The sequence below is a fragment of the Bacteroides sp. 1_1_14 genome, assembly GCF_000162515.1.
GTDB lineage: Bacteria > Bacteroidota > Bacteroidia > Bacteroidales > Bacteroidaceae > Bacteroides > Bacteroides thetaiotaomicron.
In genome coordinates, this window is the sequence record NZ_GG774702.1 from 833,679 (window position 1) to 849,887 (window position 16,209).

The window sequence follows — 16,209 nt, forward strand, 5'->3', positions numbered from 1 at the left end:
AACAGGAATTTGAAATGATAAGATCGAAATTAATAAAATGGTTGAAGTGGGGGCTGGCATGTTGCATGCTCGTCCCGTTCCTCGCCTGGCAGGCGAAGGACACTTCTTTCCAGCCAACCGACACAAAAGGTTTTATCGCCGAAATGCAGAAGCAGTTTGCGGAGGTTCAGACGATAAAGAAGAAAGAGAATCACAGGGAAGAGCTGGAGCGTAAAGTAAGAGATACACATCGGATGTTGATGCATGATTATCCGGTTTATTATGACTGGTGGCTACAGGATGGAAATGATGCGAAAGATATAAAGGACGGGAAAGATGTAAACTGGTTCAGAGGTTCTTTCAGCCGGCAGCTTTCCCTTCGTATGCAGAAGCTGAACATTACTACTGCTGTCAATGATAATCCGGAAAGTATCGAAGCCGCTTTCCTGTCTTATCTGAAAGCGTGCGAGAGAAGACGTGCCGAACGTCTGGAAACTTTCACTGCCAATCAGCCGGAGATTGTTTTTACGAAGTTCAGAACGTTGCGTCCTTCTTTCTTTGCCTATACCGAAGGCGTTTCCGATGCCCGTGCAGAGTGCAACTACTTTGCAGGCGGTTCGCTGTCGAAGATTAAGATGAACGGTATCTGGGCGGAGGAAGAAACACTGTTGACGGACGAAGACGGTGTATATCGTGATCCGAATCTTCATTTTGACGGTCAGCACCTGCTTTTCTCCTGGAAGAAGTCTGCAAAAGACGATGATTTCCATTTGTATGAGATGGATTTAAAGACACGTGAAGTCAAGCAACTGACTTTTGGAAAAGGACACGCTGATATCGAAGGTATCTATCTGCCGGATGAGAATATACTTTTCAACTCTACCCGTAGCGGAAGTGCGGTGGATTGCTGGTTTACCGAAGTCAGCAATATGTACCTCTGTGACCGTGAAGGACGTTATATGCGTCAGGTAGGTTTCGACCAGGTGCATACTACTACGCCGACTTTACTTGATGACGGTCGTGTAGTTTACACTCGTTGGGACTATAATGACCGCGGACAAGTATGGGCGCAACCCCTGTTCCAGATGAATCCTGACGGAACGGGACAAGCCGAATATTACGGAATGAACAGCTGGTTCCCGACAACGGTAGCGCATACCCGTCAGATTCCCGGTACACGTAAAGTGATGACTGTCTTCATGGGACATCATAATCCCCAGCACGGTAAATTGGGTATTATTGATCCCGAAGCCGGAAGAGATGAGAATGAAGGTGTCATGTTTGTTGCTCCGGTGCGCAAACCCGAGGCAGAGCGTATAGATAGCTACGGACAGTTTACCGACCAGTTTCAGCATCCTTTCCCGTTGAACGAGACGGAGTTTCTGATTTCCTATACTCCGCTGGGATATCATATCGGACATCCGATGGAGTTCGGCATTTACTGGATGAATGCAAACGGAGAACGTGAATTGCTGGTTGCCGATTCGAAAATATCCTGCAATCAGCCCATCTTGCTTGCTCCCCGTAAACGTCCGTTCCATCGTTCGTCTTCTGTAGACTATACGAAGAATGAAGGAGTATATTATATGCAGAATATCTATGAAGGGAATGGCTTGAAAGGAGTGGCTCCCGGAACGATCAAACAGCTTCGTATCGTAGAAATTCAATTCCGTGCAGCCGGTGTAGGCGAAGTGAATGGTAATGATGAGGGAGGTGGTGCATTGGCAAGTTCTCCGGTAGGAGTCGGCAATGCCGCTTGGGACGTGAAGAGAGTGATCGGAGTGACGGATGTATATCCCGACGGTTCCGCTTTCTTTAAAGTACCTGCCCGCAGGCCGCTTTACTTCCAGGCGTTGGACGAAAAGGGCAGGGTAGTGCAGACGATGCGCAGCTGGTCTACCTTGCAGCCGAACGAAGTTCAGAGTTGTGTAGGATGCCATGAACATAAGAATACGGTTCCGGTGGCAGGTCATCGGGTATCCATGGCAATGGACAAAGGAATCAAGGCATTGGATCCGGAAGATGAAATGGGAGAACGTAACTTCAGCTATCTGAAAGAGATTCAGCCTATCTGGGACCGAAATTGTATCTCTTGTCATGACGGAGTGAAACACCCGATGAGCCTGAAAGGAGAACTGAAGGTAGTGGACAAACAGAGTAAAAGAAAATATACGGATTCATATCTCAGTCTGACTCATGCCCGTCCGGATGGTCCCGACAGAGCATGGAGAGGGGATGCCCATCATCCGGAAGTAAACTGGATCAGCGCTTTGTCCCAGCCTACTTTGTTGCCTCCTTATTTTGCAGGGTCCAACAAGAGTAATCTGATCAAGCGTCTGGAAGAGGGTCATGGAGGTACGAAACTGACACCGCAGGAGATACGTAAAGTTTCTCTCTGGATCGACTTGCTCGTTCCTCAGATCGGTGACTATCGGGAAGCGAACAACTGGTCGGATCATGACCGGGAGTTTTACGACCGCTACGATAAGAAGCGGAAACAAGCCCGCATGGAGGAACAGGAGAATATTCGCCAGTACATTCAATCTCTTCAAACTAAACAACAGAAATAATGAAAAAGATATTGATACCTGTTAGTATCATAGCTATACTTCTTTGCGCTAGTTGGAAAGAAGATGCAAAGACGGTTTCGCCGGATCGTTTGTTTCTGGCGGACAGTGGAAAGTCCTTGTTTGTAACGAACAGGGCAGGCAATGAATTAATCAAAATGTCGTCCGACGGACAGAAGGCGGAACAGAAAGTGACCCTTTCTTCGCCCGTCAACGCCATGACACAAGACCCATCCGGCAACCTCTGGGTGGTATGCGACGGAAACACCGGCATGATGTACGAACTGGATGGAAAGAAACTTTCGGTGCAGTCAAAAACAAAGAGCGGTGCTACGCCTTCGGATATCTTGTATAGTCCGGTGTCCAAATCACTTTGGGTGACACAGCGCTTCAACAACGAGTTGTGGGAAATAGATCCGGCAACCCGCAAGGTAAAGACAAAGATTGCAATCGGTCGTGAACCGGTGGCTATGGCTCCGTTTGCAGGAGACTCTTGTCTGCTGATAGCCAACAATCTGCCGGAAATGCCTTCTACGGCTTATCCTATTGCAGTGCAGCTCGATATCGTAGATGTCCCTTCAAAGAAGGTGACGGGACGCATCATGTTGCCGAACGGTGCTACCGATGCGAAGTCTGTAGCGGTAGATAAAAATCAGACGTATGCGTATGTCACTCACTTGATTGCCCGTTATCAGTTGCCTACCAATCAGCTGGACCGTGGATGGATGGCTACAAACACGCTGTCCATCATCGACCTGAAGGCGAGGAAATTGCTGACTTCCGTATTGTTGGATACTCCTCAGAAGGGAGCCGCCAATCCGTGGTCGGTGATTGTCACTCCGGATGATAAACAGATTATCGTAGCTGCTGCCGGAAGTCAGGAGCTGGTTCGTATTGACCGCATTGCTTTGCACGAACGTCTGACGAAGGCAAAGCAGGGAGAGATGGTGACGCCTTCCGTGAAGTCATGGAATAATATTCCGAATGATGCGGGATTCTTATATGGTATCCGCGACTTTATCCCGACACAGGGGAAAGGCCCCCGTTCGGTTGTTGCTACCGGAGATAAGATTTTCACTGCCAACTATTATACTTCGGAATTGGTGTCTATGGATTTGAACGGCAAGAATCTGAAGAAGCAGGTTTTGGGTGCTCCGCTGGCTTTCACGAAAGTCGGAAAGGGTGATATGTATTTCCATGACGCTACTATTTGTTTCCAGAACTGGCAGAGCTGTGCTACCTGTCATCCGAATGACGCCCGCATGGACGGACTTAACTGGGACTTGCTGAATGACGGTATGGGTAACCCGAAGAATACCAAGACACTTTTGCTTTCGCATCAGACTCCGCCCTGTATGGCGACCGGTATCCGTAAGAATGCCGAAGTAGCGGTACGTTCGGGTGTGAAGTATATTCTGTTTATGGAAGGTGAAGACGAAATATACGAATCCATCGATGAATATCTGAAATCCCTGAAACCGTTGCCAAGCCCATACCTTGTGAACGGTAAACTTTCCGGTAAGGCAAAGAAGGGAAAGAAGATTTTTGAGGAAAACTGTGCGAGCTGCCATTCCGGAGAGTACTATACAGATCAGAAACAGTATAAGGTAGGCTGGACAACAGGTCCGGACAAGGGACTGTCTATGGATGTTCCGGCACTGAATGAATGCTGGCGTACAGCTCCCTATCTTTATGACGGGCGCAGCTATTCGATGAAGGATATGCTGAAAGTTCACGGACCTCATAAGCCTGTCACTGAGAAGGAATTGGAAGAACTGGAAGAGTATGTGTTGTCTTTGTAAAGAAGATATCTGTTTATATTAATACATAGAATAATAATGATAAAGATATGTAGTGTTGCGTTTTTGTCGCTTCTGCTCTCTGCCTCTTCTCTGTTTGCACAGACCAAGACGTTTGCCGGAGCCGATTATTCGCAGGGAATCGTATTTGTGATGGAAAACAACCAAATGGTGTGGAAGCACAAAGCGCCCGATTCTAATGATTTGTGGATATTGCCTAACGGCAATATCCTCTTCACCACCGGACACGGAGTACTCGAAATGACCCGTCAGAACGATACCATTTTCCATTATGAATCAAAAAGTCCGGTCTTTGCCTGCCAACGTCTGAAGAATGGTAATACTTTCGTTGGCGAATGTGTTACCGGACGGATGCTGGAGATATCTCCCAAAGGGAAGATTGTGAAAGAAACCTGCATCCTGCCGAAAGGCGTGAAGGATGGCGGATTCGCATTCATGCGTAATGCACGGCGGCTGGATAACGGTCATTTCCTCGTAGCTCATTATGGAGACCAGTGTGTGAAGGAGTATGATGCAAACGGCAAGGTGGTGTGGAAGCTGGATGTTCCCGGCGGTCCTCATTCTCTGACTCGCCTGCCTAACGGACATACGCTGATAGCTGTTGCCGATAAAGATCAGAACCCGAGATTGATAGAAGTGACTCCGGAAGGAAAAACGATCTGGGAAATATCGAATGCGGATATTCCCGGAAAGCCTTTGAAGTTTCTCGGAGGTTTTCAGTACTTCTCCGACGGACGTTTCCTGATTACGAACTGGACGGGACACGTGAACCCGAAAGAGAAAGTACATCTGCTGCTGGTAGACCGCCAGAAGAATGTGCTCTACTCTCTGGAGAATACTCCGGAACTACAGACGATGTCTTCCGTATATAGTACAGATAAGCCGGCGGGAGTAGCTTCGTATCATTAATTGATGTCTGTGGCATAAAAAATCATTGAAGTTTGCAATATGAAATATTATCGGATAAAATGTGAGATCTATAAAGCGGAAGGAAAAAGCTGGGAACGAATGGCAGAAGAATTACTGCTGTCAGCCGTTCGCAGGGGAGGAAAGGAATATGGGGGAAAAGTGGTCCGTCTTGTATTCTTTACATTCTGTGAGGATAATCGGGAATATCAGCTCCAACGGTCTTTTCTGGAACAATGGGTGGATGAGCATTTCGTTTCTCCCCGTCCGGTCCTTTCGCTCGTAGCCCAAAAGCCTTTGGTCGGAGAACTGGTCATGGAAGTCCATTCGTTGCCGGCAACTGCCGGTGAGGAAGTGACGGTAGAAGAACAGATGGCTTCTTCCGTCCGCTACCTTCGGGTTACTTCCGGTCATTATCGGGAAATAATAGCGGGAGGACTCTATGCCGATGATTTGACTCTTCCTGTCCGCGAACAGTCGGAGCAGGTGTTCGGGAAAGCGGAAGAAATTCTGAAAGCGGAGCAGATGAGCTTCGGTGATATTGTCCGCCAGTGGAATTATCTGGAACGCATCACGGATATTGTGCACGGCAATCAGTGTTATCAGGATTTTAATGATATACGTTCGCAGTTTTATGCTTCTTCGGAATGGGCTTCCGGATATCCGGCGGCTACAGGGATCGGGACGCAGCATGGTGGAATACTGGTCGATTTCAATGCCGTCAAAGGAGGAATAGAGATTATCCCGTTGGATAATGACTGGCAGAAAGCTGCTCATGTCTATTCGGATGAAGTCCTGATCAGCCACCGGACGGATGCGGAGAAGGGAACTCCCAAGTTTGAAAGAGGCAAATCGTTGTCCGATCATCAACGGGAGATGATTTATATATCCGGCACAGCCGCCATTCGTGGTGAAGAAAGTATAGTGACGGGCGATGTGCTTGTGCAGACGGAAATCACGCTGGAGAACATTCAGCATCTGATTGGTCTGGAAGAAGGGAGAGAGAAACTTCCGGAACATTCCGGCAAGCTGGAACTTCTCCGTGTGTATCTGAAGCATGAGGAGGATGCAAAGATTGTAAAAGAAGATATGGACAAACTTTGTCCTGATGTTCCTATTGTCTATCTTTATGCCGATGTATGCAGGGAAGAACTGCTTGTAGAAATAGAAGGTATTGCTTATTTGTAAAAACAGAAAACTGATGAAACTGATTCGATTGATCGCTTCTCCGATTTTGATGTACGTATTAGCGGGAGTTTATGCGTTGGTACTGGCAATCGCCACTTTTGTGGAAAATTCGTCCGGTCCGGCCGTTGCGCGCGAATGCTTTTATTATGCTCCGTGGTTTATTTTGTTGCAACTCTTGCAGGCTGTCAATCTGTTGGCCATGTTTCTTCAGGGAGGTTATTTCAAAAGAATCAGTAAAGGAAGTCTGATCTTTCATGGGGCTTTTGTTTTTATCTGGTTGGGGGCGGCTGTTACTCACTATGCAGGAGTAACAGGAATCATGCACATCCGTGAGGGGGAAACGGTGGACCGCATGATGCGCGATGAAGGGGCAGGGATGGGAAATGCCTCCCTGCCTTTTTCTGTCACTCTCGATGATTTCCGGTTAAAGCGTTATCCGGGCTCTCACAGTCCGATGTCTTACGAAAGCGATCTGGTGATAAAGAAGGGGAATGAAACTCCTTTGCAGGCTACGGTCCGGATGAATAAGGTGATTGAAGTGGATGGTTATCGCTTGTTTCAGTCTTCGTTCGATCCGGATGAGCAGGGCACGGTGTTGTCCGTGAGTTATGACCGTCCCGGTATGCAGATTACCTATATCGGCTATTTCCTGCTGTTCGCTGGCTTTGTGCTGACTCTGTTCAGTAAGAAGTCCCGTTTCGGTCGTTTGCGCAGAGAACTGGGGGAGATGAAAAAGCGTGCTCCTTTCTGTCTGCTTCTCTTCTTAGGTCTATCCGGTACTTTGGGTACACAGGCGTTATATGCGCAGGAAACGCTTTCTTCTTCGCAGCTACCTTGCATCCCTGCTTCGCACGCCCGGAAATTCGGCAGTCTGGTACTGCTCAATCCTAATGGTCGCCTTGAACCTGTCAACAGTTACACTTCCGCCATTCTGCGCAAACTTTACGGAGCGGACAAGCTGAACAACATCAATTCAGACCAGTTCTTTCTGAATCTTCTCGCTTTTCCGGATGAGTGGGGTGGCTATCCTTTTATCAAGGTCGATAATAAAGAAATTCTTCAACGGTTCGGAAGAGACGGCAAATACATCGCATGGCAGGATGTCTTTGATGCCGATGGCAATTATGTGCTGACCGATGAAGTGAATGCCATCTATGCAAAATCCGCTTCAGAACGGAAACGAATGGATTCGGATTTGTTAAAATTGGATGAATCGGTGAATATTGTCTACCGTATTATGCAACATCAACTTCTGCCCCTCTTCCCGGACGAAAACGACGTTCAGGGAAAATGGTACTCGGCAGGTGACGAACAAACCGTCTTTCATGATAAGGATTCCCTGTTTGTTTCTAAAATCATGGATTGGTATATCTACGAATTGGGTAATGGTGTCCGCACTAATAACTGGAAAGAAGCGGACAAGATTGTCGATATGATGCATATCTTCCAGCAGGCAAAAAGTAAAACTCCCGCTATTGACAATCAGAGAGTAAAAGCGGAGCTTCTCTATAATCAGTTAAACCTGTTCTTCTGGTGTCGTCTGGCTTACCTGATTTTGGGCGGAATCTTACTTTTCATAGCCTGCGGAGAGATTATCGCGGATTTCAAATGGGGGAGCAGACTGAGTAGCATACTGATTGTTCTTCTGATCGCTGCTTTCCTTGCACACACGACCGGTGTCTTACTGCGCTGGTATATCTCCGAACGTGCACCGTGGGCGAATGCTTACGAATCAATGATCTGCACTTCCTGGCTGCTCGTTGGCGGAGGCCTCTTGTTTGCCCGGCGTTTCCGTATTCTCCCTGCGCTTGCCGGACTGTTAGGCGGAATCATGCTTTTCGTGGCAGGACTGAACCATCTGAATCCGGAAATAACTCCTTTGGTTCCGGTGCTTCAGTCGTATTGGCTGATGTCTCATGTCGCCATTATCATGATCGGCTATGTATTCTTTGCACTTTGTGCGCTGACGGGACTGTTTAATCTTATCTTGATGAATCTGCTTTCTGCCACCAATCGGGTGAAGCTTCTCTTCCGTATACGTGAGTTTACCTTACTGAATGAAATGGCAATGATTCTCGGCTTATTCTTTATGGCGGCAGGAACCTTTCTCGGTGCCATCTGGGCGAATGTCTCATGGGGCAGATACTGGGGATGGGACCCGAAAGAAACATGGGCGTTAATCTCTATTGTTGTCTACGCACTGGTACTTCATATCCGTTTTATCCCGCTGCTGAAAGGTAAAACAACCTGGTGTTTCAATTTGCTGTCCGTAGTCTCCATTCTCTCCATTATCATGACTTGGTTTGGAGTAAACTACTACCTGAGCGGCTTGCACTCTTATGGAAAGACCGAAGGGGGAGATTTACTGTTATGGATATGGGGAGCGGGTTTGTGCGTTGTGCTTGCTTTGGCTCTCTTTGCACGCAGGCGTTTGAAAAAGTATTCATGATTCGGGAAAATTGCCGTTTTACCTAAATATGTTTCGGCAAATAATAGAATTAGCCGCTTGTGACATTTTTGTCTTTATTCTAAGTATTATACGGGGATAAACAAAAATGTCACAGCGTTTGTAATCAGTGGTTTACCTCTGAAAATGCCTTGTTTTTAAAATAAGTTTGCAAAAAACTATAGGATGTTTTTGTCTTTTTCCGGATCAAAACTGCATTTTTTTTTCATTTATTTGTGTTTCAGTATTTTAATCATTCTGGCTTCGCGATTCCTGCTGTTTTCTATTTCCGCATATTGTTCCAGTTCTTTCGTCGTTATACCCCGTCCCGTGTTTAATCCCATCTTTTTATATACCTGTCTGAGCATACTTTTCGCTTCCTGCACGGATATTTCAGCACCCACAGGAAAAGCACGTTGGATATATGTCCGCATTTGCCCGGACTTCTTAATCGTATGCTCGCTACTCACATTTAGTGCCGTCCGCAATTTATTCTCATTATAATCGGCTTCCCGTACAAATTCCGCTCCGAAGCGGCAGAAACAGTCGTATATATACCTGTCGGCGGTAGAAGTAATCAGATTCATCAACATACGCTGATACCTTTTCTGTATTTTCTTGTCGGTAGCTCTGCTCATCTTTTCCATCTCTTCCAGTTTCCGGACGATCAGTTCTGCCCGTTTCTTCTTTGCCAGACGATGCTGGATAGCCATGCGTTCATTATCCGAAACCGGCATCAGGCGTTCTTCGTGCGAGAAGACAAAATATCCGGTCTGCTCGTAAGCAAGGTGCAGCAGATCGGCAGAGGTGTACAGGCGTTTCACTTGTTCCTTTTCATAGAAGTTGGCTATCAGAAACGAATCTGGCTTTCCGTTTTCGTCCAGATAAGGGAGGTAAGAGTTTTCTCCGATGGCCTCTTGTAGTAAGGTGCGTTCGCCTATGTTGGTAGTCCGTGCCAGTTGCGCTTTCCAGCCGTAGAAAATGGTGGAAGCTCCCTGAATCCAGTGATCGATTTCAGAAGAAGACATACATTCCAGTTCCGGTCGGATAGAAGCGATGTGTGTCACACTGTTGACTCCGCCCCGGAAACGTCCGATAATCTGGATTGCCTCGGTGGCAGGGTCAATAACGGATTGCGCGGCACCATACAAGTCACTGACGAAAATCACATGAGGCGGATTTTTGCAGAGTATGTCTACCGCTGAGTAGAAGCGGGAGGTGAAGAAATTGTAACGTTCCAGTTCGGTGATCATCATTGACTTTTTGCGGCGGTTTCCTTTCCAGAGCTTGTATTGTCCGTCTTCGCTACAGAATGTGCAGGCATTGCTTAGTTCGGGTATCAACCGGTAGAAGCTGTCTATCGAATCTATACTGTTACAGAAAATACAGACAGTTCCTCTCTTGGCTTCAATCACTTCCTGCAGGGTTTCCAGCACATTGTTGGTAGTAATCAGTTTCAGTTTCTGCCGATAGACATAATCCGGCTGAATCAATACCCGCATGAAACCGTCAAAACGACTGTCCTTTTCGGGTACGATAGGCGTAGCGGAAATCAGTGCCTTGTTCTGGAAACGGAAGAAATCGTTCATCGGTTCGCGGATAGAGTCACGGTAGTGCACGTCCTGTACCAGCTTCTCGCATTCATCAAACAAGATGAAGCATTCCGTATACATATCTATATCCACCGTTTGCATGGCTTCCTTTATCTTGTTGAAGCCTTCGGGGGTAGTCAGTAGTTTGTAATCCTTCTCCCGATTTGTTTCCAGAAAGTCGGCGATCTGCCGGATGCTTACACCTTTATAGACGGCAAGTGCATTCTTATGTACCCTTGCTTTCGACTCGATGACGGGTACATTCGGTTCGATGATAATGGATTTGCGTGGTGCTGTGAGTTCACAGTGCGTGGCACCCAGTCCCGGCAGCAGTTTGTTGATGATGCAATTGGTAGGAATAAAATCTTTTCCTGCACGTTTTAGCGCATCCGCAAAGTATTCTCCTTTCCGGATGGAGTAAATTCGATCGTATTCCATGCAGTTAATATTTCCGTTTATTGTGTTTCTTTGGATTGTACTTCTCAAATCCGGCAGCTGAAATACGTTTCTTCAGATTCTTGTCCGCTTTAAAAACTACGTTTTTTACTTGGATGGATTCTGCCCTGTGGTTTTCGTCCGGCTCTTTGTCTTCACAGAAATTTCCGTTTAGAGAGAAACTGCCGAAGTCGTCCAGATTGAGTATGTTTCCGTCTTTCAGTACGGCTTCCATTCCTTCCAGTACTATGCTGAGGCTTTTGTATGCTTCTCCTTTGGATAGGTTGTATTTGGTTGCCAGATATTCTACGAATGCTTTGGTGTCCAGTGTATCCCATGATAACAGTTGTACCCGGACATTTGTCTCCTTATCTCCCGTGAATGTATCCGCGAAGCGGGTTGTTTTGTAAAGTATGCTCATAATAATTCCTTTTTTGAATAGCCATTGATTATATGCAGTTGAATAACTTCGGTGCTAGACAAGTGTAACTGGAATATTGCACAAGTGTAACTGGATAGTTGCTCAAATGTAACAGATTAATTCATACAGATGAAGTTGCTAAAAGATAAGGGATTATTTTTAGTTTGTGTGGGAAAAACAATTAACTCTTCCTTATGAATTGGTAAAAACATCTTGTCGGTTAAGACGATGCAAAGGTAAGAATAAGTACTGGACTAACAAGAAAATTAGCGAGGAAGAACGTAAAAAGTTAGGTCGTGGAGATGGTGAGGTGATCAATGCGGATGATCCGAGGAATAGAGATTTGATAAGGAGAATGATTAGCGAGTAATTTATAGAAATAATTATTACGGATTAGTGATCAAGCTGCAGATCTGCAGAAACTTAAATCTATATTGGGAATTTAATATATAAATCTATAAGCTTATTTCGGTGGGATATTATTAGCGCACCTCGTTCGTTCGAGATGCGCTATTTTTTTGTGAAATTAAACAGAACTTGGCCAAATCTCAGTTGGGTAGTCGTCTTGCTATTGCTTTTTGATCTCAGTTATATCAACAAATCCGGTAAGTTTGCTCCTTATTTAAGCCGTTTTAGGTCCGGTTGTGTAAAGAGATTCAAATATACTGAAAGTGTTAAATCTCAGCTTTTGGGAGTAATATTGGGTTTGTATGAGAACATTCCTGTTTTTTATATGTTTGTGAGGTAAACCCTGCAAACAAAACATATTTAGTCAGGATAAAATATTATATATAATATACTTATTATAAAAATATTAGCGATGATAAAAAGAAAAGCACCATTATCCCTATTAGTAACATTAGATAGCATATCTAAAAATACACTTGATTTTTTTTCAGTGAGCCAAAGTAGGCAATGCCTGCAGATTATAGGGTGCGATAAAGTGATATTGCGGTATTTAAATTCTTTATTATTAATATTGTTTGTGTCAATTGCGGCTACATCTTGCTCTGATGATAACCATAAGATCATTGAGCAGCCATCAATAAACGTTTTGAGCTATTACCCGAAATCCATGAATATTGTGGAATTACAGTATAAACCAGCTGGACAGGAACCTGGGGTAGTAGATATTGATAAGTCCAGTCTGTATTTTGGGGATCGTGTGACAATGTTTCAACCTGAAAAAATTATATTCAAAAATGATTCTGTATCAATCATCAAACGAGGCGGGTTAATTCAGGAGTATAAAGCCGAATGGAATAAGGGTGATTTATATTTATACAATGGCGTTACTGGCATATGGGACTATTGTGGAAGTAAAGATGGGGAAATCACATTTATCCTTAATACAGGTTTCTTTTGGGTAAAGGATAACAATATGCATGGTTCATTATCGGTGATAGGGCAGAAATATTCATTATTATCATATTCCGAATTGGTTACATATTTGGGTGGAAACAGTAACAATCTAAAGAATCAGGTGGCGTGGCTAAGAGTACAGTACACATTTGAATTAATCCCGGAAGTTAAACTTTAATATAGAAAACATGAAAGCAGTAATAATATATATCATTTTCTTTTCTATTCTCCATGTTAGCAGTTTTGCTCAACATAATCAGTATACGTCAACTAAGTTTGCGGTCAAAAACCCTTATGAGGTATTTATTGGCGGTATTATGAAAGCGAATGATGTTAACGGTCTACATCAACTTCTTAATGTGCCAATGAATCCTATTACAATTAGCTATAGTTTGCCTTTAAAATCCGAAACGATTATACCTTCATACGATAATATGCTTAGGGCTATTCAGCAAAAGCTGCAAGAAAATAATGTATTGAAACCTAACTATCAGTTTTCATTTACGTTGAAGCAGATAGATTCTTATGAACAGCTAGCTTTATTTTTCGGTGAGGAAATAGATCTATCCGACTTATTCAAAATAACATCTCCTAATCCAATTCATAAAACAGTGGCAGTATTAGATATTAGTCAGAGTTATTTTTCCATTGCTATGGATATGCCTGAGGAGGAACTGAGCAACTCTCCGATAGTCCAAGAGCAATTAAGCGAACTTATTTATGTTGGTTCTATAGAATTTGGAAGACGATCAATTCTAATTGTTGAATCGGATCTTAATTATCAGGATGTAAAGGTTGCGTTGAATGAGATCTTAAATAAATCCACTACCAAGAAGGGAGATATATCAGAAAAAAGCAAATCAATTATGGCTAGCTCAATAATCAGAGGACTAATTTTGGATCCTCTTGCCAATGAAAACATAACACCGGATAACCCTTTGGAGTACCTACTGGATTATATAAACTCTGATATCAGTCCAAATGATTTTGGGGTCCCCATTTTCTTTACAGCAGCCTGGTTAAAAGATAATTCTGTCTTTGTTAACAAGTTTACAAACTAATATTTTAAAAATTAGAACTTTCCCAAACACATATTGTGATACCTGCCTTATTATTAGCAGTTCTAATAATAAGTTCATGTAGTTTTGAAGAAGTTTTCTTTTATAGTGCCATCGATGATCTGGTATATAAATACTTCGCATATCTTTCAGAATAATAGCCGGGCAGTACTAAGAAAAAAACAGTAGACTCAAGCAATGATGCGTGAACCTACTGTTTCCTTATTTCTGTATTTACTTCTATTTACTATAAGACGCCTTCACAAAAGGAGCATCGAGCAAATAATCCAGACTCTTCTTGACACTTTCCTCTACAGGACAACTGTACCCTTCTATTTCAGCAACAATATGCTTTACGCCGGCAACCTTTGCATTTCTGAAGATAGCATCGAATCCGACCATACCACTATCTCCGATTTCTTTGTCATCTTTGATATGAAGCACGGTGAAACGTCCCGGATACTTGTTGAAATAGTCCACAGGACTGTGCTGCCCTCTGACTATCCAATATACATCCATCTGAAAAAAGACATACTCAGGATTGGTATTCTCAATCATATAGTCCAACATAACCGCTTGATTTTCTACTTTCTGAAATTCATGCGCATGATTATGATATCCAAATTTCATACCGTTCTGTTGACATCTTTTGCCTATTTCATTGAAATAGTCGCAATACATCTTCATCTCTTTCATTGTTTTAGGAACACCGATTCCCGGATTTACGATGTATTTCATGCCTGCTGCTTTATGAGCGGCAATGCTTTGATCCCACCATTTCAGTGACTCGGAGAAATCTCCGGAAGCCACTTCCTTGTCCGACAATCCTCTGGAACAATGTGAAGACAGTACTTTCATACCAGCCTTTTCGACAGCATTTTTAAACTCTTCCGGAGTTTTGCCATAGAACTTGCCATTATCATAATTGGCGGCTTCGATGCTGGTGTATCCCATTTGCGCCAGATTCTTCAAAACTACGTTGAGGTCGGTTCCATTATTTATGATGTCTCTGACCGAATAGAGTTGTATGGCAATGTCTTTCTTCTTTTTTGCATCTGCTGCCTGCGGAATTGCCAGCAGCAATGCGAATAAGATTAATAAATAGTTCGTTTTCATGATATATTACATTAGTCAAGAACTTTCACGCGGATATTGCGGAACCAAACGTCATCACCGTGATCCTGCATTCCGATAAATCCTTCGTGGTTTTCGCCACCGCAATTATTCAACAGTTCGAAAGCCAACGGCCATTTGTCCTGGCTGAATTTGCTGGCTTGCAAAAGGTCAGTCCATTGTTTGGTCCACAAGTGGTATTCGAGTACATTCTCGTCATTCTGTCCGTGAACAACAGTACCTTTATAAACCATAATCTTAGCCTTGTTCCATTCGCCGAAAGGTTTCGCATTCTGAGGAACTGCCGGAATCATGTCATATAAAGAAGCCGACTGACGGTTATTGTCTTTACCCAATTTTGCATCCGGATGATTGTCATTGTCCAATACCTGATATTCAGGTGCGGAAATATAAATAGGTTCGAGCACGTCGTTACCGTCCTTATCTTTAGAAGTCACTTCCTGAGCCAGATAGAAGATACCGGAGTTACCGCCTTTGGAAACCTTCCATTCCATTTCCAGTTCGAAATTTTTGAATTTGTGGGCAAAGATCAGGTCTCCGCCATCACCATCCTGCGCTTCACCGCCACCGGAACCGTTAAACTTGATGCAACCGTCTTCGATAGTCCATTTGGAAGGAACTCTGTCCTTGCCATAACCACGCCATCCATTAAATGTTTTGCCGTCAAAGATAGTGATGTAACCATCCGCATCTACCGGTAATTGCAAGCTATCCATCTCTGCTGCTTTTAATGATTTTGAATATGATAATGCTACTTCGTTTGCCGATTGCTCTTCCTGAGCACTCCCGGATTTCTTCTGACCGCTGCAGGAAACTAAAACTCCCGCTGCAAGACAACAAGCTAATGGATAAAATACTTTCTTCATAATAATAACTATTTAATTTTTAATCTTTAATTCTTAACTTACTTTTATCGTGTTATCGTGGCATATCAGGCAACTTCCATCCTTCGCGATAGTTATGTTTCACCAGTTCGGCTGCGAATTGTTTCGCGTTGATCGGATCTGTCCAGGTCTTGTTGAATGACGGGTGACCATCATGAATCGTAAATCCGTCCTTAATGCAGGTTCTGAGTGTTTCATTATCACCGATATTGGTGAAGCACATATTGGCGCCGTCCCATTCCAGTGTCTTGTTCAATCCTTGCAGACGGATAGCCAATACACCCATTACCACCATTTCATTCATCGGTCCCGATTCGGAGAAATCCGCTTTCGGCATCACGCGGTTGGATTTGTCTTCCTTACAAGGCGCGTACCCAGTCCATCTCATGAGAACACTTGACACGGCGGCATACTTTC

General features: G+C 44.1%; 11 protein-coding genes and 1 pseudogene. 7 read left to right on the forward strand and 5 right to left on the reverse strand.

Annotated features, from left to right (window positions below; genetic code table 11):
• The first annotated feature begins 14 nt into the window (after nucleotides 1-14).
• The 5 genes from HMPREF9007_RS21205 to ccsA all read left to right on the forward strand — a co-directional run bounded on the left by HMPREF9007_RS21205 (nucleotide 15) and on the right by ccsA (nucleotide 8,909).
• Nucleotides 15-2,549: a hypothetical protein gene (locus HMPREF9007_RS21205; protein ID WP_008760092.1), complete on the forward strand. Its 2,535-nt coding sequence runs from the start codon at nucleotides 15-17 to the stop codon at nucleotides 2,547-2,549.
• Complete coding sequence (locus HMPREF9007_RS21200; RefSeq protein ID WP_032850071.1) at nucleotides 2,549-4,348, forward strand: YncE family protein; 1,800 nt, start codon at nucleotides 2,549-2,551, stop codon at nucleotides 4,346-4,348. The genes HMPREF9007_RS21205 and HMPREF9007_RS21200 overlap by 1 nt, the downstream gene beginning before the upstream one ends.
• 36 nt (nucleotides 4,349-4,384) lie before the next feature.
• Nucleotides 4,385-5,275 carry a hypothetical protein gene (locus HMPREF9007_RS21195; RefSeq protein WP_008760094.1) on the forward strand — a complete coding sequence of 297 codons (891 nt, stop codon included), beginning with the start codon at nucleotides 4,385-4,387 and terminating at the stop codon, nucleotides 5,273-5,275.
• Nucleotides 5,276-5,374: 99 nt separating this feature from the next.
• Nucleotides 5,375-6,460 (forward strand): PTS cellobiose transporter subunit IIC, encoded by a 1,086-nt coding sequence (locus HMPREF9007_RS21190; RefSeq protein WP_008760095.1) that lies wholly within the window; start codon nucleotides 5,375-5,377, stop codon nucleotides 6,458-6,460.
• A 13-nt stretch (nucleotides 6,461-6,473) separates the two neighbouring features.
• Entirely contained in the window at nucleotides 6,474-8,909 is a 2,436-nt protein-coding gene (gene ccsA / locus HMPREF9007_RS21185; RefSeq protein ID WP_008760096.1) for a cytochrome c biogenesis protein CcsA, read from the forward strand.
• Between the two features lie 227 nt (nucleotides 8,910-9,136).
• On the opposite strand, the gene HMPREF9007_RS21180 is transcribed toward ccsA, so the two are convergent.
• Entirely contained in the window at nucleotides 9,137-10,936 is a 1,800-nt protein-coding gene (locus tag HMPREF9007_RS21180) for a hypothetical protein (protein ID WP_008760097.1), read from the reverse strand.
• 4 nt (nucleotides 10,937-10,940) lie between these two features.
• Nucleotides 10,941-11,354, reverse strand: coding sequence for an HU family DNA-binding protein (locus HMPREF9007_RS21175; protein ID WP_008760098.1), 414 nt, complete (start codon nucleotides 11,352-11,354; stop codon nucleotides 10,941-10,943).
• 820 nt (nucleotides 11,355-12,174) lie between these two features.
• Here HMPREF9007_RS21175 and HMPREF9007_RS0124570 point away from each other — a divergent pair.
• Complete coding sequence (locus HMPREF9007_RS0124570) at nucleotides 12,175-12,894, forward strand: hypothetical protein (protein ID WP_032850073.1); 720 nt, start codon at nucleotides 12,175-12,177, stop codon at nucleotides 12,892-12,894.
• Between the two features lie 10 nt (nucleotides 12,895-12,904).
• Nucleotides 12,905-13,777 (forward strand): thiol-activated cytolysin family protein, encoded by an 873-nt coding sequence (locus HMPREF9007_RS21170; RefSeq protein ID WP_008760102.1) that lies wholly within the window; start codon nucleotides 12,905-12,907, stop codon nucleotides 13,775-13,777.
• A 237-nt stretch (nucleotides 13,778-14,014) separates the two neighbouring features.
• Here HMPREF9007_RS21170 and HMPREF9007_RS21165 read toward each other — a convergent pair whose 3' ends face one another.
• The 3 genes and pseudogenes from HMPREF9007_RS21165 to HMPREF9007_RS0124575 form a co-directional block, all read right to left on the reverse strand.
• Entirely contained in the window at nucleotides 14,015-14,890 is an 876-nt protein-coding gene (locus tag HMPREF9007_RS21165) for a sugar phosphate isomerase/epimerase (RefSeq protein ID WP_008760103.1), read from the reverse strand.
• Between the two features lie 11 nt (nucleotides 14,891-14,901).
• On the reverse strand, nucleotides 14,902-15,774 hold the full coding sequence (locus tag HMPREF9007_RS21160) for a DUF1080 domain-containing protein (RefSeq protein WP_008760104.1): 873 nt from the start codon (nucleotides 15,772-15,774) through the stop codon (nucleotides 14,902-14,904).
• 52 nt (nucleotides 15,775-15,826) lie between these two features.
• Nucleotides 15,827-16,209, reverse strand: a pseudogene (locus tag HMPREF9007_RS0124575) (gfo/Idh/MocA family oxidoreductase); the annotation flags it as partial.

Excerpts from the sequence above, each read along its gene's own strand:
- HMPREF9007_RS0124570 (WP_032850073.1), top strand. The coding sequence starts at position 12,175 with ATGATAAAAAGAAAAGCACCATTATCCCTATTAGTAACATTAGATAGC.
- HMPREF9007_RS21195 (WP_008760094.1), top strand. The coding sequence starts at position 4,385 with ATGATAAAGATATGTAGTGTTGCGTTTTTGTCGCTTCTGCTCTCTGCC.
- HMPREF9007_RS21170 (WP_008760102.1), top strand. The coding sequence starts at position 12,905 with ATGAAAGCAGTAATAATATATATCATTTTCTTTTCTATTCTCCATGTT.
- HMPREF9007_RS21205 (WP_008760092.1), top strand. The coding sequence starts at position 15 with ATGATAAGATCGAAATTAATAAAATGGTTGAAGTGGGGGCTGGCATGT.
- HMPREF9007_RS21190 (WP_008760095.1), top strand. The coding sequence starts at position 5,375 with ATGGCAGAAGAATTACTGCTGTCAGCCGTTCGCAGGGGAGGAAAGGAA.
- HMPREF9007_RS21165 (WP_008760103.1), bottom strand. The coding sequence starts at position 14,890 with ATGAAAACGAACTATTTATTAATCTTATTCGCATTGCTGCTGGCAATT.
- HMPREF9007_RS21200 (WP_032850071.1), top strand. The coding sequence starts at position 2,549 with ATGAAAAAGATATTGATACCTGTTAGTATCATAGCTATACTTCTTTGC.
- HMPREF9007_RS21160 (WP_008760104.1), bottom strand. The coding sequence starts at position 15,774 with ATGAAGAAAGTATTTTATCCATTAGCTTGTTGTCTTGCAGCGGGAGTT.
- HMPREF9007_RS21180 (WP_008760097.1), bottom strand. The coding sequence starts at position 10,936 with ATGGAATACGATCGAATTTACTCCATCCGGAAAGGAGAATACTTTGCG.
- HMPREF9007_RS21175 (WP_008760098.1), bottom strand. The coding sequence starts at position 11,354 with ATGAGCATACTTTACAAAACAACCCGCTTCGCGGATACATTCACGGGA.
- ccsA (WP_008760096.1), top strand. The coding sequence starts at position 6,474 with ATGAAACTGATTCGATTGATCGCTTCTCCGATTTTGATGTACGTATTA.